Origin of the sequence: Nonomuraea sp. N2-4H, from assembly GCF_045291505.1 — a bacterium.
Lineage (GTDB): Bacteria > Actinomycetota > Actinomycetes > Streptosporangiales > Streptosporangiaceae > Nonomuraea > Nonomuraea fastidiosa.
This window is the reverse complement of the sequence record NZ_CP147987.1, coordinates 5399121-5424992: the sequence shown is the minus strand read 5'-3', so window position 1 is coordinate 5424992 and position 25872 is coordinate 5399121. Positions and strand designations below refer to the sequence as shown.

The following is a 25872-nucleotide window of genomic DNA, read 5'->3' as shown; positions in this document are numbered from 1 at the left end:
TGATGCGGTGCGCGGTGGCGGGGCCGTCCGGCAGGCTCGCGGGCATGAAGGGCTACGACGACCTGATCCGCGAGGCGCTGGACACCCCCTTCGAGGGCTGGGACTTCTCGCTGTTCGGCGACCGCGTGACGCACGAGGGGGGCCTGCCGTGGGATTACGAGACGATGGTGCGCGACCGGCTCCCTGCCACGAAGGCGCTGCTCGACCTGGGCACGGGCGGCGGCGAGCTGCTCTCCTCGCTCGCCCCGCTGCCCCCGCGCACCGCCGCGACCGAGGAGTACGCCCCCAACGTCCCGGTGGCCAGGGCAAGGCTGGAACCCCTCGGCGTCGAGGTGGCCGAGGGCACGGCCGCGTTCGATGACGCCTCCTTCGACCTGATCATCAACCGGCATGAGTCGTACCGGCCGGAGGAGATCCGCCGCCTCCTGACCCCCGGCGGCACGTACCTCACCCAGCAGGTGGGCGGACGCGACCTGGAGGAGCTGAACGCCGCCCTGGCCGCCCCGCCCCACGAGGACGCCGCATGGAACCTCGCCGGCGCCGTCGCCGGCCTGCGGGCGGCGGGACTCGACGTCGTGTGGAGCGAGGAGGCCGCCTTCACCACGACGTTCCACGACATCGGGGCGCTCGTGCTGTTCCTGCGGCTGATCTCGTGGCAGATCCCCGGCTTCGACGTGACGGCGTACGACGCCCGCCTCCGCTGCCTGCACGAGGAGATGACCCGAGGGCGCCCGCTCAAGGCCACCGCCCACCGCTTCGCGCTGCTGGCTTGCCGACCCGGCTGAGGTGCTATTTCACGACATTTCCACGTTATTTGAAGGGACCTCGGGATCCTCCGGACGCGCCCTAGTGTGTCCGCGGACACGTATGCGCATGAAGTTCGCGGGAAGTGAAGCAGTGGCCGTTCGGTGGCGGAGCGCGGCGGGGCGGCGGGCGGCGGGGATCGTCGCGGCCGCGCTGGCCGTCGCGCTGGTAGGAGTGGGCCTGTTCCTGGGCACGGGTGTCTCCAGTGCCCGGCCGAAGCTCTCCGACGTGGGCGCCTGGCTGGCCAGCGCGCTCAACGGCGAGGTGGTGCACGCCAACGGCCTGTCCGGCCAGCTCGACGGCCGGGTGGACCTCGCCTCCGCCGACGGGCAGGAGCTCAAGGTCGTACAGGACGGCGACAACGTGCTCGTCATGGACGAGTCCACCGGCCAGGTCAGCCGCATCGACCCCACCCAGCTCGAGGTGGCGCAGACCGGCAAGCTCGGCGCGGGCGGCATGCAGCTCGTGATGGGCGCGGGCAAGGCGTACGCCATCGACCCGCGCGGCGGCACCGTACAGCAGCTCAACCCGCTGACGGTGGACACGATGGGCGCCCCGATCACGCTGAAGCCGCCGCTCGGGCAGGGCGGGCTGGACAAGAACGGCACGCTGTGGGTGCCCGTCCCCGAGGAGGGCACGCTCGTCCAGATCAACGGCGATCAGAAGGGCAAGGCGGTCACGGTCGGCGAGCCCGGAGACCCGCTCACGCTGACGATCGCGAACGGTGTCCCGCTGGTCACCAACTCCGCCGCCGCCACCGCCCTGGTGATCGGCGGCACCGGCACCAGGCTGCAGGTCAGCCTGCCCAGCACGATCACCGATGCGGGCGGCGCCGGCCTGCTCGTGCCCGCCGTCGCCGAGAGCCAGGTGGTGCCGGTGCTCGCGCCGAAGCAGGGCGCGCTCGTGCTGGTGGACACCTCCACCGGCGCGCTCACCACGGTCGCGGTCAAGGGCGGCAAGCTGGGCGCGCCGCAGGCGCTCGGCCGCCGCATCTACATCCCCGACGAGAGCGCGGGCAAGCTCATCGTGTACGACACGGTGGCCAAGCGCTTCGAGGCCGACCGGGTCGTGACCGGCAAGTCGGGCCCGCTGGAGGTGTTCGTCAAGGACGGGCTGCTCTGGGTGAACGACCAGTTCAGCGAGGTCGCCCTGGTCATCGAGGAGGACGGCAGGCAGCACCGCGTCGGCAAGTACGACGAGGCGCTCGGCCAGAACGACACCCCGACGCCGCTGCCCGAGCCCACCAACGTTCCGACCGTCGTGCGGCCCACGGTCGTCACCACGGCGACCACGAACGTCCCGACCGCGACGACCACGGTGCCCGCGCGGACGACGACCGCCGTGCCGACGGTGACGGTCACCGCCACCCCCACGCCGACGGTCACCCATACGCCGACTCCCACGCCGACCCCGACACCGACTCCGACCCCCACGCCGACGCCGACGGTCACTCCCGACCCGCCGGGCGGTGTCACCGCTAACTCCGGCCCCGGCTGGATGGAGATCGTCTTCACGCCCTCGTCCAAGGGCGAGGTGACCGGCTACCGGCTCAAGGGCGGCCCGAGCGACGGCGACGTCACGCCGTCGCAGGTCAGGCCGGACGGGCCGTTCCAGTTCCGGGTCACCGGCGGCAGGTGCGACCAGGAGTACACGTTCCAGGTCGTCGCCGTGTACGACGGCGGCGAGGTCGAGTCGGCCCCGTCCATCCCGGTACGTCCCTGCGTCGCCCCCGGCGCACCCTCCGGCTTCACCGCCAAGGGCAAGAACCACGGAGCCGACCTCACCTGGTCGGCTCCCGAGAACGCGCAGGACGGCGTCACGTACATCCTGGAGGGCCCAGGACAGCACCCCGCGCAGCCGGAGGGCACGAGCGCCGAGGTGACCGGGCTCAAGAACGGCCAGAGCTACACGTGGACGCTGCGCGCCAGGAACGAGGCCGGCGAGAGCGAGGAGCGCGCCGAGGCCACCGCCGACCTGAAGCCGCCGTCCGCCCAGTTCAAGAACGCGAACAACGACGACGTGAACACCCTCATCCGCTCCGCGCCCGGCGGCGGCGAGGTGGGCAAGATCCCGAAGGGCGTGTACATCACGCTCACCGTGCTCTGCCAGCAGAAGGGCCCCGCCTACACCGACGAGTACACCGGCCAGAGCAGCGACGTCTGGAACAAGATCGAATCGCAGTACGGCAACGGCTGGCTCAACGACGTGCTCGTGAACACGCCGAAGGGGGGCTTCCCCGCCGCCCCGCTCTGGGAGTGCGAATGATCACCCGCGCGGGGTGGGGCCTCGCCGCGGCATCGGCGCTGGTCTACGCGGCGGGCGCGCCGCTCGGCTACGGCCAGGCGGCGGTCCTCGCGGTGACCGGGCTGGCCGCCGTGGGCGCCGGCGCGCTGTGGACCCTGCGCGGCGCCCGGCTCGAGGTGCGGCGCGAGGTCACGCCGGTCAAGGTGGCCCGGGGCGAACCGGCCGTGGCCGTCCTGCACGTGCGCAACGCCGGCCGGTGGCGGCACTCCGGGCTGGTCGCGCGCGACACCTGCAGGGACACCACGGTGACCGTGGACGTGCCGTCGCTGGCGCGGCGGTCGGCGCGCACCGTGTCGTACCGGCTGCCCACCCGGCGGCGCGGGCGCACGCAGGTGGGGCCGCTGCTGCTCGACCGCGGCGACCCGTTCGGGCTGGCGCGGCGCTCGATCGCGTACGGGCGGGCCGACGTGCTCCTCGTACGGCCCCGCACCGTGCCGCTCACGCCGCTGCACTCCGGGCGGCGCCGGCACCTCGACGGGCTCGCCTCCCGCTCCGCCCCGGCCGGGGCGAGCAGCTTCAACGGCCTGCGCGAGTACGTCATCGGAGACGAGCTGCGGCACGTCCACTGGCGCTCCACCGCCAGGACCGGCACGCTCATGGTGAAGGAGCTGACCGACGTCAACCTGCCGGACACCGTCGTCGTGCTCGACACCCGCGCGTCGTCGTACGAGGGGGACGACGCGTTCGAGCTGGCCGTGGACGTCGCCGCGTCGGCGGCCTGCGCCGTCGCCCGCGACCGGTTCCCCGTACGGGTGCTCACCGGGGACGGCGAGCTGCTGCACGCCAAGGGCGGCCCTGGCGAGGACGAGGAGGTCCTCGACCGGCTCACCCTCGTGGAACGCTCGGACCGCGCCGAACCCCCGCGCCACGCGCTCCGCCAGGCGGGGGCGGGCGGAGCGCTGGTGCTGGTCAGCGGCGACCACGCGGCCCTGGCGGACGCGGCGGCGCTGCGGCGCCGCTTCGACCAGGTCCTGTTCGTCCGCGTCGGCGCGCCCGCAGCGGATGGCGGGCCCCGTGCCGCCGGGGTGACGGTCATCGAGGCGGCCGACCTCGGCGAGCTGGCGGCGGCATGGCCACGCTGACCCCACCCCCACCGGCCCCCGGCGGCCCCTCTCCCGACGGCCACCCGACGGGACACACCGCGGCCACGGGACGACCGCCCTCCGGCACCGCGGGTCCCGCACCCGCGCAGCCTTCCGGCGCGACGTTCGCGCAGGCCGCACCGGCGCAGTCCCAGGTTCCGGGACAGCCGCCGTCCCGCTCCGCCCCGGCGCAGACCTCCATGCCCGCGCCCGGGGAGAGCAGCCCGGCGTCCGGGCCGGGCGGCGGGTTCGCCGCTGCCGGGAGTGGCGCGGCGCCCGCCGGAGGAGCACCCGGCTCGGGCGGTGCGGCAGGACCGGCCGGGCGAGGCGACGCGGCGACGGCGGCCGCCCACGGGACCTCGGCCGGGCAGGGCCGCGAAGGCGGGTCCCGATCGGGCGCCGGGGAGCGGGAGTCCGCTGGGCGGAAGGCGGCGGCCGTCGTCGTGGCCGGGCTGCTGGCGGCCTGTGCCGGGCTGGCGTTCGACGGGGTGTTCCCGCTGGAGTCGCTGCTGCCCGTGGTCGGGCCGGCGGCGGGCGGGCCGTGCGTGCTGGCGCTGGCGCTGTCGGGGCGGTTGCCGCTGTGGGGGACGATCCCGATCAGTGTGCTGGCCTGGCTGACGACGGTGTCGGCGACCCTCTTCAGGGAGCAGGCGTGGCTCGGGTTCCTGCCCGGACCGTCCGCCGCCGGCGCGGCGTTGACCGGTGTGCGCGACGCGGGCGGGTGGCTGCTCACCACCATCCTGCCCGCCGCCCCGGGCAGCCCCGCGATCGTGCTGGTCAGCTTCCTGGTCTGGGCCGCCGCGACCGTGGCGGCCGAGCTGGCGCTGCGCCGTCGTGCCGCGATGCTGCCCGCCGTCGCCGCGCTGCCGGTGTTCGCGGTGGCCGTGGTGCTGGGGGTGGCCGGGGGCGGGACGGTCGTGCCGTACGCGGCCTGCTTCGCGGGCCTCGTCCTGCTGCTCGGCCTGGTCAGGACCGGCAGGTCGCCGCTCGCCGTGGCGGCGGGGGTGCCGCTCCTCGCCCTGCTGGTGCTGGCCGCCACCGTCGTGGCGCCCGTGCTGCCCATCGCCGAGCGGCCCTTCGACGTACGGACCCTCGTCGAGCAGCCGCCACCGCGGCCGATCAAGGGCGTGAGCGCGCTCGACCAGGTGTCGGCGTGGCTGCAGAACCCGCGGCGCGAGCTGTTCACGGTCGAGACGTCGTCCGACGCGAACCTGCGGCTGGCCGTCCTGGACACCTTCGACGGTGTGAGCTGGACGTCCAGCGCCGGCTTCGTCCCCACGGGCGGACGCGTGCCCGGCGCCGACGACGCCGCGCGCGAGACCGTGGAGCAGCGCTTCACCGTGCAGAAGCTGCCGGGCCCGTGGCTGCCCGCCGCCGACAGGCCGCTCTCCGCGACCGGTACGGACCTCGTGGTCGATCCCGCCACCGGCATGCTGGCCAGCACGCAGGCGCGGGAGGGCCTGACGTACCGCGTGACCTCAGGAATCCGGAGATATCCGGCCGCCGAGCTGCGCCACGCCACCCCCGCCGACGACCCGGAGCAGCGCCGCCTCCCCGACGGGCCCGACGGCCGCACGCCGCCCCAGCGCGCCCGCCTCGGCGAGATCGCCCGCCGCGCCACCAAGGGAGCACGCAGCCCTGGCCAGCAGGCCGCCAAGCTGGCCTCCTACCTGCGCAAGCACGCCGTGAACGACGTCAACGCGCCTCCCGGGCACAGCTACCGCAGCATCGAGTTCTTCCTGACCGAATCGAAGCGGGGGACGACCGAGCAGTTCGCCGCGTCGTTCGCGCTGCTGGGGCGCGCGCTCGGGCTGCCCACCAGGATCGTCGTCGGGTTCCGGCCGGGAGAGAAGAAGGGCGGCGTCCGGCAGGTGCGCGGCGGCGACGTGCTGGCCTGGGCGGAGGTCGAGTTCGACGGCATCGGGTGGGTGCCGTTCTATCCGACGCCGTCCCGTACGCGCTCCGGCGACGGCGGCGACGTCGCCGAGGGCGCGCCCAAGCAGGCCAAGGAGATCGAGCAGGCCATCAACGACTCCGCCGGTCAGGCCGAGCCGACGCCCAAGCCTTCCACCGACCGCCCCACCCCGCCGCCGGTCCCCGACGAGGACGCCTCGGCCGGGCCGCTGATGTGGCTCGCCGCCGGCGGGGGCCTGGCCGCCGTCTACCTGCTCGCCGTAGCGATCGTCCCCGCCGTACGCCGGGCGCGCCGCCGCAGGGCTCCTTCGCCCGCCGCCCGCGTCGTCGGAGCCTGGCGGCAGACCGTCACCCGGCTCCGCACGGCCGGCCTGCCCGTCACGACGGGGACGCTGACCGCCGGTGAGGTGGCGTTCCTGGCGGAACGGGCGCTGGACCCCGCCGCCCGCGAACCGCTCACGGCCCTCGCCGAACTGGCCAACCTCGCCACCTTCGGCGACACCCCCGTGGACGCCGCGGACGCCGACCTCGCCTGGCGGCACTATGCCGCTGTGGATGCGGTGGTGAAGGGGAAGGTGGGGGTGCTGCGTCGGGCGGCCGGGCGGCTGTCGCCGGTGTCGCTGTTCGGCTGAGGTCGGCTGGACGGGTGCGGCTGAGGTCGGCTGGACGGGCCCTCGTGGGACTCGGTCCAGGTGAGCGGGACGGCGCGTGGCTCGGCTGGAGGTCTGCCCGGACGGGGCGTGGCTCGGCGAAGGTCAGCTGGAGGGTGGCGTGACCAGGGGGAGCACGATCGGGGGCTGGACGTCGTCCTCCGTGCCGGTCTCCGCCGCGCCCCTGATGCACAGCGACGACGACCAGGCCACCGAGGACGGCTGCCCGAGCGCGACCACCGCGCCCACCTTGAAGCAGTAGCCGGTGCCGGGGTCGAGCTTGCCGACCGTGTACGTGGTGCTGCCGCTCGGCGCCGACATCAGCCGGTCATCGGGGGCCTGCTGGACGATCACCGGGTACTGGGTCTTGCGTGCCGACTTCCACGACAGCGTCACCGTGGTGCCGTTGTCGGCGACCAGCTTGAGGTTCTTGGGGCGGTAGGCGGTGAGCGTGGCCGGGTCGGGGGTCCTGAGCGTGGCCGGCGGGGAGGTGGCCGGGTCGGCCGTGCCCTGCTCGGGAGCCGGCGACGGCACGGCCTGCGGCTGACCGCCGGTGGCCCGCGCGTCGGGCTGCTGCCGCCCGTCTCGGTTTCGCGTGTCCTGAGGCTGCTCGCTCTGCGGCCGGCCGTCGTGGACCACACCGTCCTGAGGCCGGCCATCGCCGGACCGGTCGTCGCTCGACTGGTCGTCCTGTACGGCCGGGTCACCGGGCGGCGTGGCGCCGGCCCCGCTGTCGGCCGTCAAGGTGACGCCCCGGTCGCCGCTCATCGCCAGCGCCACACTGCCCGCACCGGCCAGTACGGCAAGCGCGGAAACGCCCGCCACGATCAACGGCATCCGCCCGCGCCGCCGCTCCTGCGCGGCCTCCTGGGCCTGCGCGGGCGCACTCGCCTCGGGCGGCGGCGGGAGGAACGGCTGCGGCCCCGCCGGGGGCCTGACCCGGGAGCGCTCCGAGTCCACGGTCCACACCAGCTCCCGGGGCCCCGACCGCTCGGCACCGGAAACCTCGCCCTGCCCGGTTCCAGACGCCTCTCCGCGCCCAGGCGGCCCGGCCGGTGAAAGGACCTTAGCCTCCGACTGCTCGGCCGACGACGACGGCTCCCCGTAACCGGGCGCGCCCGGCACGGGCAGCCGCGCCGTCCGCGGCAACTGAGGACCGGGCTCCGGCAACAGCGCGGTGCGCGGCAGCTCCGCGGCCGACTGAGCTGAGGGCGCGGCCGAGGATCCGGACGGATGCCCGGCCGGCAGGGGCCCGCCGGCCTCGCCGAACGGCGGCCGCGACCCCGCCGCACCCCCCGGCTCGCCGCCGATGACGTGCGGGCCGTTGGCGGGGCCACGCTGGTCGGTGGGAACGCCTGCGGGCGGATGCTGCCTGGTCGGGGTGCCGGTCGCCTGGGGCAGGGCGTTGTGTGCGGGAGCGGCGTGCTTGTCGGCGGTGGTGGCCAGGTCGGTGGCGGCGGGGCGCGCGGCCGGATCCTTGGAGAGGGCCTGAATCAGGGTGGCGGCCAGGTCCTCGGGGACCGACGCGGGCAGTGGCGGCGGGGCCTCGGTCAGGACGGCGAGGGCGAACTTTGCCACGTTTCCGTCCAGCGCGAACGGGGGACGGCCCGTCAGCAGCTCGTACGCCGTCGAAGCCAGCGCGTACACATCCGAAGCGGGCACGGGCGGGCGGCCCTCAAGCTCCTCCGGGGAGGCGTGTACCGAGGGCGGCGTTCCGTCCGGCAGCTCCACTATCGACATCAGCGCCGACATGGCGAATCCGGTCAGCTTCACGCCGTTCCCGGCCGGCACGATGTTCTCGGGGATGACGCGGCCATGGACGCCGCCCGCCGCGTGCGTGGCCGCGACGGCGCGGGCCACGGCCGCCACGAGTGCGGCGGCCTGGTCAAGTGGCATCGGGCGGTCGCGGCCCGGGCGTTCGGCGAGGGTGGGGCCGTCGTGCGGGGGCGTCACCAGGTACGGTCGCCCGTCGCCGGTCGCGCCCACCTCCAGGACGGGGATCACGCCGCCGTGGGCGGACAGCTCGGCGGGGAAGCCGAACCCGCGGATGATCCGCTTCAGCGCCCGCTTGTCCACACGGTGGCAGGCCAGCGTCTTGACCAGTACGTCCGCCCCGGTCGTCGCCGAGCGCGCCCGGTGCACGGTCCAGGGGCCGTCGTGGCCGGCCGGTCCGAGCAGGTGATGACCGCGTACCCGGTCGGCGAGCGCGGTCATGTGATCAGGGGCGGGCCGCCCAGGTCATCGCTGTCGAACGGGTCGTACTCGGTGAGCGGCATCTTCATGCGCTCCCGCTCGCGCTCCTGCCCGGCACCGGCCGCGCCGCCGAGCGGCGGGATCATGCCCATCGGCCCGCCGGTGAGGCCGGCCGCGCCGGGCGTGGCCGAACCGCCGAGGCCGCTGCTGCCGAGGCCGGTGGCGGCGACGCTGCCGGGCACGACCGTGGGGCCTGAGCCGGTGGGCGTGCCGGGCACGAACGCCTGCGGCGCGGGCACGTTCGCGTTGGGCAGGCTGGACAGGTTCGTGGCCGGGTTGCTCAGCTCGGCCTGGTGCAGCGCCGGGTTCTGCGGCTCGGGACGCTGCAGGCCGGGGTTCGGGAGGCCGGGGTTCCGCAGTGCCGGGTCGTCCGAAGACGGAGTCCGCATGTCCGGGTTCTGCTGGGACGGGTCCGGCTGCGCGGGGTTCTCCAGCCCCGGGTTCTGCGACGACGGATCCTGCGACGACGGGTCCTGCAGCGAGGGGTCCGGAATCGACGGGTCGCGCAGCGACGGGTCTTCGTAGTCCGGCATGTCGGGAACGCCCGAACCGGGGAGGCCGTCGCCGAGGTCCGGCGTCGAGCCGAACCCCTTGTACGGGTTCTCGGTCAGCCCGCCGCCCAGGCCCAGCCCAGGACCGGCCCCGAAGTCCGGCATCCCGGTCGCCGGAGCCGTGGCCCGCTGCTCCACGTGGTCGCCGATGGAGTGGTAGACGTCCTGGATGAAGCGGTTGAGCTGCTGCAGGTGGTGGCGGGCGAGCGCGTGGGCGTTGGTGTCGGTGCCGACGACGTCGCCCATCCAGTCGTCCAGGTCCACGCTGCCGGTCCTGGGCACGTTGTTGTGGAACCAGGGCAGGACGTCCCTGCCGTACCAGATGAGGGGCTGGCCCACGGACTGGGCGGCGAAGCTGAGCCGGCCGAGGTCGCGCTGGAGCTCGCCGATCTTCTCGAAGATGCCCTCCAGCGACTCGCCGCCCAGGGTCTCGGCGATGCGGGCGGCCTCGCGGTGCAGCGTCTCCACCGACTCGGCGCACATCTCGGCGATCTCGGTGTACCTGCGCCCGGCCTCGGCCACCTTGTCGGGCTTGGTGGACTGGATGAGGTTGGAGATGTCGTCGCTGCTCTCCGCCTCGCCGTACTGCGGCAGGGTGCCGTCGATCTGCGGCACCCGCGGGTCCTTGAGCGCTCTGACCCAGTAGTCGGTCATCGGGCCTCCGTCACTTCCTGACGCCGCCCGCGATGGCCTGGTCAGCGCTCTTGGCGGTCTTGACGGTCTCGTCGAGTGCCTGCACCACGGCCGCGTACACCTGGGTGATGCGCCCGATCGCCTCGTCGATGGTCCGGTACGCCTGGTCGGTGGTGAACTTGAGGTCCATGGCGGCCTGCCACGTGCCGAGCTCCCGCTCGGTGAGCTGGGCCCGCGTGAGCCGGACCTGCAGGCTCTCGCCCGCCGCGCCCTGCAGCCGCTCCAGGTCCTGGCGCAGCCGCTCGACCGGGGACGATGGGAGCGGCCTGCCGGACTGCGGGTCCTCGTACTCGCCGATCTTGATGAACATCGTCTTGCTCGTCGTGCCCGGGTCCACACGGTTGGCCGCGAGCAGTTCGTCGAGCTGCGCCTGGGCCGGGGCGGGCGGAGGCTCCGGCGGGTAGTCGCCGTTGCGGTGGTCGTGGATGTGGTCGGCGTAGGCGTCCTCGACGCTGCGCGGCCCGACGTGCTCCTCGTGCGAGGAGATCGCGTCCTCGTGGCCGACGGTCCGCGTGGGACGCTGCAGCCGCGACAGCCCGATGCCCGGCCTGGGGGCGCCGTTGCCGTCGCCGCCCTCGGCGACAGGTACCGTCATGCTCACTCCCCGCGTCCGCACCGGTGTCCGCATCGGCATGTACGTCAACGATCGACGGACGTGCCGACATCTGCCTACCGGCCGCACCGCCAGGTGAAGCGCCATTTCAAGATATTTCTAAGAGAGCCACAGCAGCCGGATATGTGGGCAGACTTCCGTTTCGTGCCTTCGCTTTGGTACGGCGCCGCCGCTCTCCTCCTGGCGCTCACCCCGACCCCGGCGCCGACGCGTCCGGTGTCCCCGACCCCGGCGCGCGCGGTCACCTGCGACCCCGAGCCCGGCGTCGCCGAGGTCACCGGGACGCCGTGGCCGCAGGAACGGCTGCGGTTCTCGCAGGTGTGGCGGCTCACCAGGGGCGAAGGCGTACGGGTCGCGGTCGTGGACAGCGGCGTGGACGCCGCGCACCCGCAGCTCCGAGGTGTCGTCACCGACCAGGTGGACCTCACGGGGACGGACGCGCGCGACTGCGTCGGCCACGGCACCGCGGTGGCCGGCATCATCGCGGGCCAGGACCTCACCTCGCGCGGCGTGCCGGTGCTGGGCGTGGCGCCGGCCGCGAAGATCCTGGCGATCAAGCAGAGCGCGGGCAGGTCGGGCGACGTGTCGCGGCTGGCCGCCGCCATCCGGCGGGCCGCCGACCTCGGGGCCGACGTGATCAACGTGTCCGTGCAGGCCCACGACGCGCCCGAGCTGAAGGCGGCGGTGGCGTACGCGCAGGAGCAGGACGCGGTCATCGTGGCCGCCGCCGGGAACGTCGAGCAGGACGGCGGCGAGGTCACGCCCGCGTACCCGGCCGAGTACCCCGGCGTGATCGCGGTCGGCGCGGCCTCGCCCGACGGCGACAAACCGGACTTCTCCAATGGCGCCACCCGCGTCTCCGTCACCGCGCCCGGCGCGGGGATCACCAGCGCGTGGACGGGCGGCGGCTACCGTACGGGGCTCGACGGCACCAGCTTCGCCGCCCCCTTCGTCTCCGGCGTCGCCGCCCTCGTCAGAGCCCGATATCCGGACCTCGACCACTGGCAGGTCAAGCGCCGCATCGAGCAGACCGCCGAGGGCGGGGAGCGGCGGGCACCGGCGCCGGACTCATCAACCCGCTGCAGGCGGTCACCTCGGTGCTGCCGCCGCCCGACGGCCCCGCCACGGCGAGTGCCGCCGCCGCGCCGCCGCTCGTGCTGCCCGCGGCGCCCGTCCCGGACCCGCGCACGCGTACGGTCGCCGTCGGCATCACCGCCGGCGCGGCGGGCGTCACCGCGATCGTGGTGTTCGTGGCGCTCATGCTGCCCAGGGCCAGGCGCAGAGGCTGGCGCGCGGGCGGCCCCGCGACATTTACAGGAAAGTTGAAATCGCAGCCCGGCCCGCCGGAACCCGCTTACGTTGATCCGGGAGATATCCCGGCCCGCGCCGCGCCGAAAGGAGCACCGTGGTAAATCAACCGACCACTTATACCGAGGGCAGCCAGCATAGCGCCGCAGAACGCGCGCAGCAGGCCGTCGCCAACATCGAGCAGATCTACAACCGGCTCACGCAGATCCCCGAGACGCTCGGCGCCGCCTGGCAGGGCGAGGCGGCCACCGTTTACCAGCAGGTTCTCGCCGAGTGGACGCCGCAGTTCAGAAGGGTCATCGACGCGCTCAACTCGATCGGCGAGAACCTGAAGGCGACCGGCATTCAATACAACGAGGCGAACACCCAGGCGACCGATGTGGCGGCGAAACTCCGGGCCGCGCTCGCCGGCGGCGAATTCTCCGGGCCCGTCTCCTGAACCACGGATCGAGGAGCTGACATGAGCGACATCATTCTCGCCAATTTCGACGAGATGGACGAGATCGCGAACGAGCTCGGCCGCGCGTACACCAATCTCGTCGGCGAGCTGGCGGACCTGGAGGCCGACTTCAAGGTGCTGGAGACCTGGGAGGGCGCGGCCAAGGAGGTCTACATGGAGGCCAAGCGCCAGTGGAACGACGCCGTCGTGAAGATGGGCGACACCATGCAGCGCTTCGGCCCGTCGCTGCAGGAGGCCACCGGCATCATGCGCGAGGCCGAGCACGTCAACGTGCGCCGCTGGACCGGCTGAGCAGGTGAACGAGCCGCTCATCGACCCGGCCGCCGCCGGGGACCGCACCGTGTGCCGGCCCGACGCGCTCCTCGACGTGGCCGGCAAGCTGCAGCGGGAGCTGCTGCCCCGGCTGGAGGCGGCGCGTTTCCAGGTGCCGGACCTGAGCCGGGGAGCCGCGGGGACGTGGGACATCGCCCAGGGGTACGCCGACACCGTGCGCCGCGCCCGCGAGGCCACGGGAGACTCGCTGCAGTTCGTGCTGGAGCAGGTCCAGCGGGTCATCGGCGACCTGGCCGACACCGCGACCACCGTACGCGACGCCGACCAGCGGGCCGCGGGCGTGGCGGGCCGCACTGACAGCGCGAGATAGAGGCGCGAGATAGAGGAACGCGTGCCGGAACCCGAACCGATCAAGAACGGCTGCCTCCAGGGCGGCAACCCCCACCAGTACGGGGGCCGCGACGCGATCAGGTCGCTGATCATGGGTACGCGGCCGGAGGAGTTCGAGCCGGTCGCGGCGGCGTACCGGCAGACCGCCGAGCTGCTCACCACCACGATCACCACGCTCGGCGACGGCGCGGCCCGCCTGGTCGCCGACGGTGACTGGGGCGGGGAGTCGGCCCGCGCCATGCTCACCCGGATGAACCGGCTGCAGACCTACCTCCAGGCGCTGCGCGACCGGCTGCAGGAGATCCCGCCCTCGCTGACGAGCGTCGGGCAGGAGCTGGCCACGGCCAAGGAACAGTTCGACCAGGCCACCAAGCCGCAGACCTACTACGCGATGGGCGCGGGATCGACCGACCCCCGCCATCCCACCAACGACCCCGACGAGGCGGCCAGGGCGTTCATCACCCGGCTCAACGCGGCCTTCCATCATGCGCACACGGCGCTGCCCGACCGGCTGCCGTGGGACGCGGAGCTGGCCTCGCCCGCGCCGTACCTGCCGCCTGCCGCCGCCGGTGACGGCGGCGACGGGACGGGGGAGAGCACGACCCCGCTGCGGCTGGGCACGGAGCTGGCCGGTACGGCGGGCTCCCCGCAGACGACCCCGGCAACGATGCCCGTCCCACCCGGCACGCCCGGCGCCGCCGTCCCACCCGGCACCGCCGTCCCACCGGGCACCGTCCCACCCGCGGCCGTGCCGGGCCCCGGAGCGGCAGGCACCCCGGTGACCGCCACCCCATCCGGCTACCTCGGCACCACGCACCTGACCGGCACATCGGACCTGGTGCGCCCTCTCTCGACCGGCCCCGACGGGCAGCCGGGCCCGGCGGAGAACGCCCGGCAGCCGCAGACCGCCCGCCCCACCGGCGTGCTGCCGCATGCCGCCGTTCCGCGGACGGCCCGCACCACCCCGGTCGCCCAGCCGATCACCAGGCCCGACCGCCACGTTCCCGCAGGCAGGGACACCTCCACCGCCCAGGGCCCCTCCGTACGGCCCGGCAGCGTCCCCGTGGTGGGCGGGTCATCTCCGGCGGGCCTACCGGCCGGGACCGGCGGGCAGGGCACGGCCGGAACGGCAGGTGCCGGCGGGGTGCCGTTCCTGCCGATGGCCGCGGGCGCGCCGCTCGACCGGCAGAGTGCGCGCCGCCCCGGCACCCAGCGGGCCGACGACGACTTCTTCCGCCCGTCCGTGGACACGCCGCCGCCGGTGGTGGGGTGATCGGCATGGACCACGCTTCCGTGGGTTCGCAGCGCATGGACGCCGGCACCGTCGCCGTCGTCGCCGACTCCGTACGCGGGCACGTCGCCGGCGTGATGCACAGGTACGCCCAGCTCAACCCGTTCGCCAGGGCCGTGTCCGAGGTGGCCGCCACGCAGTTCGGCATCAGGGCCGACCGGCAGGCGGGCGCGATCGCCAGCCGGGTCAGGCAGTTCGCGGCGGGCGGGCAGGGCGTGCTCGGCAAGGTCGTGGGCCACCTGGCCAAGGTCTCGCCGGGCAGGCTCGCGCTCTACGGAGGGGTGGTGCTCGGCGGCGGCATGCTGGGCCAGCAGGCGGTGGCGACCCGGTTCAGCGAGACGAGGCTGCGGCAGGAGCCGCCCGGGCCGCCGTTCGGTCAGACGCCGTTCGGTCAGACGCCGTTCGGTCAGACGCCGTTCGGTCAGACGGGCCAGGGGAGCAGTCCGGAGACCCGTCCGGGAGATGAGCCCGGAGACGGAGAGGTGAGACAGACGTGACGGCGATCCCCGACGAAGGAGCCCTGGACCGGCTGATCGACCGCGCCCGGCAGCCCGACACCGGGCTGGACGACCTCTACCAGCAGGTCCTGGCCGTCACAGGCACCGCCAGTGACCCGGACGACCTGGTCAGGGTCGAGTGCTCGGCTGAGGGAGTCACCGGCCTGCACATCGACCCGAGGGCCATGCGGTGGGGCTCGCAGCGCCTGTCGGAGACGATCCTGCGCCTGATCGCCGAGGCCCTGGCCGACCTGCAGGCGCGCTCGGCCGAGCTGCTGCGCGAGGTGGTGGGGGACGGCCCGCTGGACCTGTCCGCCCAGGACAACCCGGCCGACGTGCGCATGCGCGAGGCGCGCGAGGCGTACGAGTCCGCGCTCGACCAGGCCATGGCCGAACTCGCCCGCATCGAACGCGAACTGTAGAACCCCGGCTGTAGAACCCGGCCACGACGGCCCGGCACGGCGGCCGCACTCTGCGCAGCCCGCACACCGGAACCGGCCGAGGGCCGCGGGGAGCGGCCGGGCTCAGGACTGCAGGAACGCGGTCTGGATGAGCTTGTCTCCGGAACGCCGATCCACGTACACACCCCGCCCGGCCGGCAGCGTACGCGGCCGCACGTTCCCGAAGAGCTGCCCCTCGTCGCGCGGCCCCGACAGCAGCACGGCGGGCGTGTTCATCTCCTTCAGCCGCCGCACCACGGGATCCAGCATGGCCCGCCCCGCGCCGCCCATCGCCCGGCCGAGCACGAGGTGCAGGCCGATGTCGCGGGCCTGGGGGAGCAGGTCGCCGAGGAGCGCGAGCGGGTTGGCCGAGGTGGCGACGAGGTCGTAGTCGTCCACGATCACGTACAGGTCCTGCCCGGTCCACCAGCTCCGGGTGCGCAGCTGCTCGGCGGTGAGGTCGGGCGGCGGCAGCCGTTCCTGCAGCACCTCCTGCACGCCCTTGAGCAGCGTCGCGGCGGCGGTGCTCGATGCGGCGTAGCCGACGCGGTGCTCGGTGTCGGTGGCGTCCAGCAGCGAGCGGCGGTAGTCGATGACGACGAAGCGGGCCTGCATGGGCGTGCGGGCGGCGGCGATGCCGCGCGCGATCACCTTCAGCAGGTTGCTCTTGCCGGTCTCGGTGTCGCCGAACACCACGAAGTGCGGGTCGGCGTCGAAGTCCAGCAGGACGGGCGCGAGCGCGGCCTCGTCGATGCCGATCGGCACGCGGGCGCCGTCGCCGGGCGGCAGCGGCAGCGTGTGGGCGGGCAGCAGGGACGGCAGCAGCCGTACGGGCGGCGCGCCCTGCTCGTGCCAGGCCGCCGCGGCGGCTTCGACCAGCGCGGACACGCCGTCGGCGAGGTCGTCGACGGTGCTGCGGCCGTCGATGCGCGGCAGCGCGGCGAGGAAGTGCAGCGCCTCGCGGGTCAGGCCGCGTCCCGGCGCGCCCTCCGGCACGTTGGCGGCGGCCCGCCGGTCGATCTCGGAGTCGAAGGCGTCGCCGAGCCGCAGTTCGAGGCGGGTGCCGAGCAGGTCGCGCACGCCGGCCCTGAACTCCAGCCAGCGGTTCGCGGTGCCGACGACGTGCACGCCGAAGCCGAGCCCGCGCGTCACCAGGTCGCCGAGGTCGGGTTCGAGCTGCTCGTACTCCTGGCGCAGCGTCGCCCAGCCGTCCACGACGAGGAACACATCGCCCCAGCCGTCGCCCTCGTACTCGCCCGATGCGACCATCCGCCGGTAGGTGGCCATGGAGTCGATGCCCCGCTCCACGAACAGCCGCTCGCGCCGCTCCAGCACGCCCCGCACCTCGGCGACGGTCCTGCGCACCGCGTCGGCGTCCAGCCGGGTGGCCACGCCGCCGACGTGCGGCAGGCCGGCCAGCGCCGACAGGGTGCCGCCGCCGAAGTCCAGGCAGTAGAACTGCACCTCCTTCGGCGTGTGGGTGAGCGCGAGCGAGGCGATCAGCGTGCGCAGCAGCGTGCTCTTGCCGGTCTGCGGCGCCCCGACGATCGCGACGTTGCCCGCCGCGCCCGACAGGTCCAGCCAGTACGGATCCCGCCGCTGGTCGAACGGGCTGTCCACGATCCCCGCGACGGCGTGCAGCCGCCCCGGCCGGTCCCGCGCGGTGCCCGCGGCGGTGAGCCCGTGACGGGGCGTGGCCACGATGCGGGGGAGGAGCTGGTCCAGCGAGGCGGGCTCCTTCAGCGGCGGCAGCCAGATCCGGTGCGCCGCCGGGCCCTTGCCGGCCAGCCGGGACACCACGATGTCGAGCAGGCTCTCCTGCTTGCCCTTCTCCTCGGCGGGCGGCGGCGTCTCGGGCGCGGGCGGCAGCGGCACCCGTTCCGGGCCGTACCAGACGATCTTCCCGCGGTGGCCGGAGCGCGCCGCCGTGGCCGGGCTCTGCGCCGCCGCCGGCTGGTACGGCCCCGACACGTACGCGGCCTTGAACCGCGTCATGCCGGTCGTCTCGAACATCAGGTACGCGTTGCCCGGCTCGGGCGGCAGCGAGTACGCGTCCGCCACCCCGAGCACGGCCCGGCTCTCGGCGGCGGAGAAGGTGCGCAGCCCGATCCGGTACGACAGATGCGTGTCGAGCCCGCGCAGCCGCCCGGACTCCAGCCGCTGCGAGGCCAGCAGCAGATGCACGCCGAGCGAGCGGCCCAGCCGCCCGATCATCACGAACAGCTCGATGAACTCCGGCTTGGCCGACAGCAGCTCGCTGAACTCGTCCAGCACGATGAAGAGCGTCGGCAGCGGCCGCAGGTCGGCCCCCTGCTCGCGCGCCTGCTCGTAGTCGCGCAGCGAGGCGAAGTTGCCGGCCGCGCGCAGCAGCTCCTGGCGGCGTACCAGCTCGCCGTGGAGCGCGTCGTGCATGCGGTCGACCAGCGGCAGCTCGTCCTCCAGGTTGGTGATGACGGCCGAGACGTGCGGCAGCGACTCCAGGCCGAGGAAGGTCGCGCCGCCCTTGAAGTCCACGAGCACGAAGTTCAGCGTCTCGGACGAGTGGGTGATCGCCAGCGCCAGCACGAGCGTGCGCAGCAGCTCCGACTTGCCGGATCCGGTCGCGCCGACCACGAGGCCGTGCGGGCCCATGCCGCCCTGCGCGGCCTCCTTGATGTCCAGCTCCACGGGCCGCCCGTCCGCGCCGAGACCGATCGGCACCCGCAGCCGGTTGCGCAGCGGGCGCGGCTGCCAGGTGACGGCGGTGGACAGGCGCCGGGCGTCGCCGAGGCGCAGCAGGTCGGTGAGCGTGGTGTTGGCGGCGAAGACGTCGCGTGCCTCCTCCTGACCGCCCGTGCCCGTGCGCATCGGCGCGAGCTGCCTGGCCAGCGCCGCGAACGCGGGCTGCGACAGCCGGTCGGGACGGCCGAGCGGTGACCTGACCTCCTTGCCCAGCTCGTCCTCGGAGATCCTGACCAGCTCGTCCCCGGTGACCTCAAGCCGCAGCGTGAGCTGGGCGGGCCCCTGCGGCACCGTGCCGCTCAGGTCGATCACCGTGACGCCCTCGATGACGTCGAGCGCGAGCTGGCTGCCCTGCGGCACCGTCCCGCCGTCAACCACGATCACGTGGTACGGCACCGCGTCCGCCGACAGGCCCTTGGTGAAGCGCGGCCGGTCCTTCAGCTCGAAGCCCAGCAGCCCGTCGAGCTCGCCGAGGTCGCCCACGACCAGCCGCACGGGACCGGCGCCGTCCTCCTCCGACGGGTGCAGGGCGTGCGGCAGCCACTTGACCGGCTCCCACTCCCTGGCCCGCTCGCCCGCCGCGCACACCGAGATCCGCATCTCGTCGGGCGCGTGCAGGGCCGCCGCCTGGGCCAGCGCGGCGCGTACGAGGTCGCGCGCCGCCACCGGATCCCCCGACAGCGTGATCCTGGCGAACGAGTGCAGCGCCAGCGCCACCGGAAGCCCCGGCACGGTCGCGTGCGTGCGCACGAACCTGCGCAGCGCGCCCGCCGTCAGCGGGTCCAGGTCCTCGATCGGCCGGGTCTCCGGCGGGATGAGCGGCAGCGCCAGCCGCTGCGCCGAGGTGGCGATCCGCACCTGGGCGAAGTCGTCGTCGCGGGGCCGCCGCTCCCACAGACGGCTGGTCATCACCAGCGACCACAGGGTGGCCGGGTCGGGGTGGTTCCAGGTCATGGCGCGGCGCTGCTGCGCGGCGGCCGTACGCACCCGCTTCCTGACCTGCTCCAGGTAGCGGTAGTAGTCGCGGCGCAGGCCGTTGAGCTGGTTGCGGCGCTCGCCCGCCGTCCGCATGAGCTGGCCCACGCTCATGCCGATCATGGAGACCGCGAACAGGCCGCTGGAGACCAGCATGATCGGGTTGTGCGCCGACCCGCCGGTGAACATCAGCGCCATCGCGCCCGCCCCGGCGATCATCGGCAGATACGTCAGCAGTTGCGTCAGCCCGCCGCCCGTGACGGTCTCGGGGATCTCCGGCGGCGACTCCAGAAGCACCTCGCCGCTCGGAGGCTCCGGCGGCCTGCGCCGCTCGGGCCTGCGTACCACGATCAGGCTGCCGCTCACCGGGCCCATACAAGCCCCTGACGTAGGGATATGCCGGATATTTCAAAATTCCTGTACGTGTTACGCCCGCCGTCACGACAGCGCGCTCCCTACACTCGTCCGGGTGAGCGCCACCGGAACCGACCTGTGCCGGGTCACCATCGTGACCCCGCGCGGCTTCCTGGACCTCGGCCTGCCGCCGGACATCCCGCTCGGCAACCTGCTGCCGACCGTGCTGCGCATCGCCGGCGAAGGGCTGGCCGAGGCGGGCCTGGCGCACGGCGGCTGGGCGCTGCAGCGGCTCGGCGGGCCGCCGTTCGACCCCGGCGTCACCCTCGCCGAGCTGCAGGTGCGCGACGGCGAGCTGCTGCACCTGCGCCCGCGCGGCCACGAGCTGCCCGAGCCCGTCTTCGACGACGTGGCCGACGCCGTGGCGACCGGCGTGGCCGAGCGCACCGGCCGCTGGCAGCCCGATCTGACGAGGACGTACGGCCTGCGCGCCGCCGCCTGCCTGCTCGCGCCCGGCGCCGCCGCGCTGCCGCTCGCCGGGCCGCCGTGGACGCCCGCCGCCCTGGTCGCGGGCATCGTGGCGGTGCTGCTGCTGGTGGTCGCCGTGGCGCTCTCCCGCGCGCTCGGCGACGCCCGATCCGGCGCGGTGCTCGGCTACGCCGCCCTGCCGTACGGCTTCGTCGCCGGCCTGGTCGCCCCCGCCTCAGGCCCGTCGGTGCTCCAGCCGGACAACCTGCTGTCCGCCTGCGGCGTGACCCTCATGCTCGCCACCGCCACCGGGTTCGCGGTCGCGCAGGGGCTGCCCGCCTTCCTCGGCATCGCCGCCGCGGCGTTCTGCGGGCTGCTCGGCGCCGGCGTGGTCATGGCGTTCGGCCTGCCCGCGGCGGGTGTGGCGGCGGTGCTCGCCGCGCTCGCGGTGGGGCTCACCACGGTCGTCCCGTCGCTGTCGTTCCGGCTGGCCGGCATGCCGCTGCCCGCGCTGCCCACCACGGCCGAGGAGCTGCGGCGCGAGACCGGCGACCTCGACGGCGAGCTGGTCATCGACAAGACCGTGGTCGCCGACCGCTTCTGTGCCGGGCTGCTCGGCACGGTGTCGCTGGTCGTGCTCGGCGCGCAGGCGCTGCTGACGCTGGAGGGCACCTGGGCGGCGCTGGTGATGAGCGCCGCGCTGTCGCTCTCGCTGCTCATGCGGGCCCGCGTCTTCGAAGGACGCGGCCAGCGGGCCTGGCTGCTGTCCGCGACCCTGGCCGGCGTGGCGCTGCCGCTCGCCGGAGCCGCGCTGACCGCGGCCGACGCGCTGCTGCTGTACGCGATCGTGCCCGGCGTGGTGGTCCTCGCGCTCGGCGTGACCGGCACGGCGCTCTGGCTGGCCGCCTCGCGGCCGTCGCCGTTCTGGGGCCGGGTGGGCGACATCTTCGACATCCTGCTGATGATCGCCCTCATCCCGCTCGCGCTCGCCGTCATGAACCTGTACGAGACCATCCGCGGCCTGGTCAGCTAGCGGCCGTGAACGGGAGCGAGGGCGCAGTTGCACAGCCGGCGTGACCTTTACCAGGCCTACCGCCTCACCATCCAGCGGATCGGCCTGGCGCTGCTGCACGGCCGGCCCAACCAGCCGGAGTGGCCGCTGCGCCGCCAGACCATCGGGTTCCTCGCCGGGATCATGGTGGCGGTGCTGCTCTGCGTCGGCTTCGCCGTCTACGGGCTGCTGCGGCCCGGTGGCACCGCGTCCCTGGAAGAGCCCGGCACGCTGATCATCGAACGCGAGACCGGCGCCCGCTACGTCTACAGCCCCGACCAGCGCCGCCTCGTCCCCGTCGCCAACTACGCATCCGCCCGGCTCGTGCTGCCGTCCGGCCAGATCAAGGAGCGGGTCGTGGCTCGGGAAGCGCTGGCCTCGTACGAGCGGGGCGTGCCCATCGGCATCCCCGGCGCGCCCGACTCGCTGCCCGGCCCGGAGCACCTGGCCCGCGGCCCCTGGTCGGCCTGCGTGCAGGAGCGGGCCGAGCCGACCGGGCGCAAGCCGTACGTGACGCTGATCGCCGGACGCGAGGTCGGCGGCACGCCCGTCGCCGAGGGACAGGCGCTGCTGGTGGACGTCGGCGGGCAGCGGTGGGCCATCTGGCGCGGCACCCGCATGCGCGTGCCCGCCGGCATCGCCCGCGGGCTCACCGCCACCGACCCCGCGTCCGTACCGGTGGCCTGGCTCAACGCGCTGCCGGAAGGCCCCGATCTGGCCGCCCCGGCGATCAGCGGACGCGGCCGCCCCGTCACCGGGCCGGGCGGCAGGGCGGCGGCCGTCGGTCAGGTGTTCCGCGCAGGAGCGGTCGCGGGCGGCGAGGACCGCTGGTACGTGCTGCTCGCCGACGGCCTCGCCCCCGTCACGCAGGCGCAGGCCGCGCTGCTGCTCAGCGACCCGGCCAGCAGGGCCGCGTACGGCGGCGGCGCGGTCAGGGAGATCCCCGTGGACGCCGCCACCGCCAACGCCGCGCCGCGCTCGCGCACCACCGTGCCCGCCGACGGCCTGCCCGCCACGATGCCGGAGATGATCGCCTACAGCCCGGCCAGGCCGCTCTGCGTGGTGTACGCCGAGACGGACACCGGCTCCACCCGCGTCCGCCTCACCACCGGCGCCGCGCTGCCCGCACCGCGCGGCGACGCCACCGACCTGGTACGCCTCCCGCCGGGCCGCGCCGTCCTGGCCGGCGTGCTGCCCGGCGACGGCCAGCTCAAGGCCGTGCGCTCCTACTACCTCATCACCCAGGAGGGCCGCCGCCACGCCGTGCCCAGCGCGCAGGCCCTCGGCAAGCTCGGCTACGCGCCCTCGCAGGCAGCGCCGGTGCCGCTGAACCTGCTCCAGCTCATCCCCGAAGGGCCGGTGCTCGACCCGGCGCGGGCCGCCAAGCCGGTGCTCGACGGCGACCGGGCCGATCAGTAGCCCGTCAGTAGCCCCGGTAGCCCGTGCCGGTCTTCATGCCGACGACGCCCGGCACGTTCGACACCGAGCCGTAGCGGGCGATCGCGTAGCGGACGCCCGCGATGATGTTGTCCACCGGGTTGTAGATGTCGTCGTGTCCGGGCAGCTTGTAACGCTGGAACGTCGGGTCGATCGTCTGCATGAGGCCCTTCGACGGGGTGCCCCTGGCCGCGTTCGAGTCCCAGTTGTTGATGGCGTGCGGGTTGCCGCCCGACTCGTGCTTGATGATCAGGTAGATGTCGTTCGGGTGCATCTTGTCGGCCGGGTACCCGTGAGCCTTGAGGATCTCGATGGCCTGGTCGATCCAGACGGCCACCTGGCCCTGGGGCGCGGGGCCGCCGCCGGGCGGGGGAGGACCGCTCGGGCCGTAGCCGCCGAAGCCGCCCGTCGTGCCGCCACCGCCGTACCCGGCCAGCGAGGTGCCCCGGTCGTCGCCGCGTGACGCCGGCGACCAGCCGAGCGCCTGCCCGGCGCGGGGCGCGAACGGCTGCGCGTCCGGCTCCGGCACGGTCGCGCCCACGTCGGGGATGCCCTCCATGGCCTCGGTGATCTTGCTCGCCAGGCTCGCCAGCGTGCCGCCGGTCTCGGTGACCAGCCGCTGCAGGATGCCGCGCGCCTCGTTCAGCGCGGGGGCGACGCTCCGCGCCACCTGCTCCTCGGTGGGCGGCGGGGTGGCCGCGCGCGCCTCGCGTACGGCGGCGGCGTACGCCTGGCACACCTCCTGCGCCTGCGACTCGGCGGCGCGCAGCGTCTCGGCGGCGGTCTCCAGGTGGCCCGCCGCCGTCTCCAGCGCCTGCGCCAGCCGGTCGCCCGCACCTGTCAGCCTGCCCATGTAGCCTGCGAACGCCTCGGCGCTGCCGCCCTGCCAGGCCTCGCTCACGTTACCGGTCGCGGAGGTCAGCGCGCCGGTGTGCCGCCGGGCCGTGCTCGCCGCGGTGCGCAAGGCGCCCGCCTGCGCGGAGATCGCGCCCGGGTCGCCGACCAGCCGCTGCGCGAGCCCGGCCAGCTCCGCCCCGCCGGGCATGCCGCCGACGTCGTCGATCGCGCTCATGCCGGCGCCACCTCCGGTGACGTGATCGCCTCGCCGCCCTGGCGGCCTGCCCCGGTCCTGCCCGTACGGGGCCGCCCCGGGGTCATCGCCTGACCGCCTGCGCGGCCTGTCCTGGCCCTGCCCGTACGGGGCCGCGCCGGGGTCATCGCCTGACCGCCTGGCCGTCGGCGGAGGTGAACGTGCGATCGACGGCGTCGAGCGTGCGGTCCACCGCCTCCAGCCTGCGGCCGAGCGTCTTGGCCGCCTGCTCGGCGGCGCCGCGCAGCGCGGAGACCGCCGACGCCAGCGCCTGCGATCCCGAGACCGTCCCGAAGGCCGCCGCTTCCGGGGCGTCCGTACCGATCAGCCCGGCGAAGACCCCGGAGGCCGACTTCGCCGCCGCGCCGCAGTCGTCCAGCGCGTCGCGGTGGAACGTGAGCGCCATCCCCAGGCACTCTCCTTCCCTCAGCCCTTACACACAGCCTCACACTCCCGGCGCCGGGGCTCAGCGCCGGAAGAGCTCCAGCAGCTCCTCGGCCCGGTGGGTGCGGGCGATCCACACCTCGCGCCCCCGGCGCTCCCTCGTGATCAGCCGCCCGGCGCGCAGCCGGTCGCAGTGGTACGTCAGCCCGCTGGGCGCGATCTTCATGTCGGTCGCCAGCATGGACATCGTCATCGGCTGTTCCAGCGCGCAGAGCAGATCGGCGCGGACCGGCCCGACCAGCGCGGACAACTCGTCCACCGCCGGTGCGACGGGCCGCCGCCACAGGGAGTCCGCCCCCGGCACCGGGTAGGCGATCCAGACGGCGTCGGGGTCGTCAAGGCCGAGGATGAGCGCGTCGCGCCCGGCCAGCATCGGCACCAGCACGATCCGCCGGTCGCCCAGCTCGTACGTGCCGGCCGCGACACCCGAGAAGACCAGCCCGCGCTCGCCGTAGGACATGCGGTCGCTGATCGCGCCGAGCAGCAGCTCGGGCCCGCCGCGCACGGTGGTCACGCCGACCCGCTCGACCTCCCTGTCCAGCAGCAGGCGGGCCCGCTTCCACAGCGGTTCGGTGGTTCTCCAGACGTCGGCGAGCGCGGTGGCGTAGCCGTGCAGCCAGAGGTCTGGCCGCTCGACGACCGGGCGCCACTGCGGGGGCGGCGTGCCAGGCCCGTACGTACGCTCGAGATCCTTGATCAACGCGTCGGGCTCGAGCTCCTGAAGTGCGGCGATCTGGGCCGCGACCGTGAAGTCGCCGCCTGAGGGGGAGCGCGGCACCAGGAAGTCGGGCGCGAGCGCGGATCCGGGGGCCGACAGGGGACGCACGGCCTCATGACCGAGCGGGCCGACCCGCGCGCCGACCGCCCGCCGCCAGAGCTCGGGCAGGCCGCGGCGGCGGCCGGCGAGGGCGTCGGCGAGCATGGCGAGCGCCGTCAGGTTGGGCGAGATCGAGATGGAGAGCTGCGGTGTGGAGCCGATGATCAGTTCGCTCCACGCATTGGTCCTTGTTACTTCGGCCCCCACGGGTAGGACTGTAGACAGAGAAGACATCGGCGGAGGAATGCTTCAACGAAGCTCGAAACATCAATAAAGCGGGCGAATCACGGGGCTAAGTGCCGCACCTTTCGTGGCATCCCTTCGGCGGAGAGGCGGCGTTCATCGCCCGCGCCTCCTGCAAAGGGGCGGGCGGATTTGTCGGTGCGGGAAGTTACGCCACGCCGCTAACTTTTGCCTTAAAAGCGGCTTACAACCCCTGCTGGGTCATACGTCCTCGTGGGGCGCGGCCGCCTCTCCGGGCCACCGCCGCACCGCGGAAACCGTTTGTTGTACCGAGGTCAAAAGACGGACCACCGCGTGATGGCTTTTTCCACCGAATGCCGGGCCGACGGGTGGCGTACGGCGCGCCGGGATGAAAGCCTTCCGGCAACCGCCCCGGCCGCCCTGCGAACGGGCGGCCGGGGCGAGCCCGCAACGCACCGAGAGGAGTGCTGCAGATGACACCTGACGCCAGCCGCGTCGCGGCGAAGCGGATCAACGACCACGTGGAGGTCGTCCACGTGGATCACCCGGATGTGGTCCTGGAGGTTCCTCGCCGCGACTGGGAGGCGTTCACCGCGGCCGTCAAGTCGGGAGCGTACGATCTCGACGTGCTCTCCCGAGTGGCCGAGGAGAGCGCGGCCTGACATTCCGCAGCACGACGGCGCCCGCTCCCGCCAGGGGGAGCGGGCGCTCCGCACTCATCGGTCCCCGCCCGGTACGAGCGCGGGCGCGCGCCCGCGGACCCCACCCGGCTGGAGCGCAGGGGCGGG

21 protein-coding genes are annotated in these 25872 nt (G+C 74.3%); 14 read left to right on the top strand and 7 right to left on the bottom strand.

Going from position 1 to position 25872, the window contains the following annotated elements; all coding sequences use genetic code 11:
- Positions 1 to 44 precede the first annotated feature (44 nt).
- From WBK31_RS24850 to WBK31_RS24835, 4 genes are all read left to right on the top strand, one after another.
- Positions 45 to 785, top strand: a complete 741-nt coding sequence (locus WBK31_RS24850; protein ID WP_406673241.1) for a class I SAM-dependent methyltransferase — start codon at positions 45 to 47, stop codon at positions 783 to 785.
- Positions 786 to 897: 112 nt separating this feature from the next.
- Positions 898 to 3069 carry a fibronectin type III domain-containing protein gene (locus WBK31_RS24845; protein WP_364056398.1) on the top strand — a complete coding sequence of 724 codons (2172 nt, stop codon included), beginning with the start codon at positions 898 to 900 and terminating at the stop codon, positions 3067 to 3069.
- Entirely contained in the window at positions 3066 to 4190 is a 1125-nt protein-coding gene (locus tag WBK31_RS24840) for a DUF58 domain-containing protein (RefSeq protein WP_364056395.1), read from the top strand. The genes WBK31_RS24845 and WBK31_RS24840 overlap by 4 nt, the downstream gene beginning before the upstream one ends.
- On the top strand, positions 4178 to 6736 hold the full coding sequence (locus tag WBK31_RS24835) for a transglutaminaseTgpA domain-containing protein (protein WP_406673240.1): 2559 nt from the start codon (positions 4178 to 4180) through the stop codon (positions 6734 to 6736). Before WBK31_RS24840 ends, WBK31_RS24835 begins: the two co-directional genes overlap by 13 nt.
- A gap of 123 nt (positions 6737 to 6859) precedes the next feature.
- Here WBK31_RS24835 and WBK31_RS24830 read toward each other — a convergent pair whose 3' ends face one another.
- The 3 genes from WBK31_RS24830 to WBK31_RS24820 are packed head-to-tail and all read right to left on the bottom strand — an operon-like array spanning position 6860 to position 10846.
- Positions 6860 to 8968 (bottom strand): protein kinase domain-containing protein, encoded by a 2109-nt coding sequence (locus tag WBK31_RS24830; protein ID WP_406673239.1) that lies wholly within the window; start codon positions 8966 to 8968, stop codon positions 6860 to 6862.
- On the bottom strand, positions 8965 to 10212 hold the full coding sequence (locus WBK31_RS24825) for a hypothetical protein (RefSeq protein ID WP_406673238.1): 1248 nt from the start codon (positions 10210 to 10212) through the stop codon (positions 8965 to 8967). Before WBK31_RS24825 ends, WBK31_RS24830 begins: the two co-directional genes overlap by 4 nt.
- A gap of 10 nt (positions 10213 to 10222) precedes the next feature.
- Complete coding sequence (locus WBK31_RS24820) at positions 10223 to 10846, bottom strand: hypothetical protein (protein ID WP_378787297.1); 624 nt, start codon at positions 10844 to 10846, stop codon at positions 10223 to 10225.
- A gap of 162 nt (positions 10847 to 11008) precedes the next feature.
- Between WBK31_RS24820 and WBK31_RS24815 the strand changes: the two genes are divergently transcribed.
- From WBK31_RS24815 to WBK31_RS24785, 7 genes are all read left to right on the top strand, one after another.
- Positions 11009 to 12190, top strand: a complete 1182-nt coding sequence (locus WBK31_RS24815; protein WP_406673237.1) for a S8 family serine peptidase — start codon at positions 11009 to 11011, stop codon at positions 12188 to 12190.
- Between the two features lie 79 nt (positions 12191 to 12269).
- Complete coding sequence (locus tag WBK31_RS24810) at positions 12270 to 12611, top strand: WXG100 family type VII secretion target (RefSeq protein WP_364056378.1); 342 nt, start codon at positions 12270 to 12272, stop codon at positions 12609 to 12611.
- A 21-nt stretch (positions 12612 to 12632) separates the two neighbouring features.
- Complete coding sequence (locus WBK31_RS24805; RefSeq protein ID WP_364056375.1) at positions 12633 to 12923, top strand: WXG100 family type VII secretion target; 291 nt, start codon at positions 12633 to 12635, stop codon at positions 12921 to 12923.
- A 4-nt stretch (positions 12924 to 12927) separates the two neighbouring features.
- Positions 12928 to 13275, top strand: coding sequence for a hypothetical protein (locus WBK31_RS24800; protein ID WP_364056372.1), 348 nt, complete (start codon positions 12928 to 12930; stop codon positions 13273 to 13275).
- Positions 13276 to 13296: 21 nt separating this feature from the next.
- Positions 13297 to 14568, top strand: a complete 1272-nt coding sequence (locus WBK31_RS24795) for a hypothetical protein (protein ID WP_406673236.1) — start codon at positions 13297 to 13299, stop codon at positions 14566 to 14568.
- 5 nt (positions 14569 to 14573) lie between these two features.
- Positions 14574 to 15083, top strand: coding sequence for a hypothetical protein (locus WBK31_RS24790; RefSeq protein ID WP_406673235.1), 510 nt, complete (start codon positions 14574 to 14576; stop codon positions 15081 to 15083).
- The gene (locus WBK31_RS24785) at positions 15080 to 15505 is read left to right on the top strand and encodes a YbaB/EbfC family nucleoid-associated protein (RefSeq protein ID WP_378787303.1); all 426 of its coding nucleotides are present in this window, start codon (positions 15080 to 15082) and stop codon (positions 15503 to 15505) included. Before WBK31_RS24790 ends, WBK31_RS24785 begins: the two co-directional genes overlap by 4 nt.
- Before the next feature lie 102 nt (positions 15506 to 15607).
- Here WBK31_RS24785 and eccCa read toward each other — a convergent pair whose 3' ends face one another.
- Positions 15608 to 19585 carry a type VII secretion protein EccCa gene (gene eccCa, locus WBK31_RS24780; protein WP_378787305.1) on the bottom strand — a complete coding sequence of 1326 codons (3978 nt, stop codon included), beginning with the start codon at positions 19583 to 19585 and terminating at the stop codon, positions 15608 to 15610.
- A gap of 103 nt (positions 19586 to 19688) precedes the next feature.
- Here eccCa and eccD point away from each other — a divergent pair, with 103 nt between their 5' ends.
- Both eccD and eccB read left to right on the top strand, forming a co-directional pair.
- On the top strand, positions 19689 to 21074 hold the full coding sequence (gene eccD / locus WBK31_RS24775; protein WP_364056357.1) for a type VII secretion integral membrane protein EccD: 1386 nt from the start codon (positions 19689 to 19691) through the stop codon (positions 21072 to 21074).
- A gap of 27 nt (positions 21075 to 21101) precedes the next feature.
- Positions 21102 to 22511 carry a type VII secretion protein EccB gene (eccB, locus tag WBK31_RS24770; RefSeq protein ID WP_364056354.1) on the top strand — a complete coding sequence of 470 codons (1410 nt, stop codon included), beginning with the start codon at positions 21102 to 21104 and terminating at the stop codon, positions 22509 to 22511.
- A gap of 4 nt (positions 22512 to 22515) precedes the next feature.
- Here eccB and WBK31_RS24765 read toward each other — a convergent pair whose 3' ends face one another.
- From WBK31_RS24765 to WBK31_RS24755, 3 genes are all read right to left on the bottom strand, one after another.
- Positions 22516 to 23601, bottom strand: coding sequence for a transglycosylase SLT domain-containing protein (locus WBK31_RS24765; protein WP_406673234.1), 1086 nt, complete (start codon positions 23599 to 23601; stop codon positions 22516 to 22518).
- 142 nt (positions 23602 to 23743) lie between these two features.
- Entirely contained in the window at positions 23744 to 24025 is a 282-nt protein-coding gene (locus tag WBK31_RS24760; RefSeq protein WP_364056348.1) for a hypothetical protein, read from the bottom strand.
- A 60-nt stretch (positions 24026 to 24085) separates the two neighbouring features.
- A complete protein-coding gene (locus tag WBK31_RS24755; protein ID WP_406673233.1) occupies positions 24086 to 25087 on the bottom strand; it encodes an ArsR/SmtB family transcription factor in 1002 nt (333 codons plus the stop codon).
- A 470-nt stretch (positions 25088 to 25557) separates the two neighbouring features.
- Between WBK31_RS24755 and WBK31_RS24750 the strand changes: the two genes are divergently transcribed.
- Complete coding sequence (locus WBK31_RS24750; protein WP_406673232.1) at positions 25558 to 25746, top strand: hypothetical protein; 189 nt, start codon at positions 25558 to 25560, stop codon at positions 25744 to 25746.
- Positions 25747 to 25872: the final 126 nt, after the last annotated feature.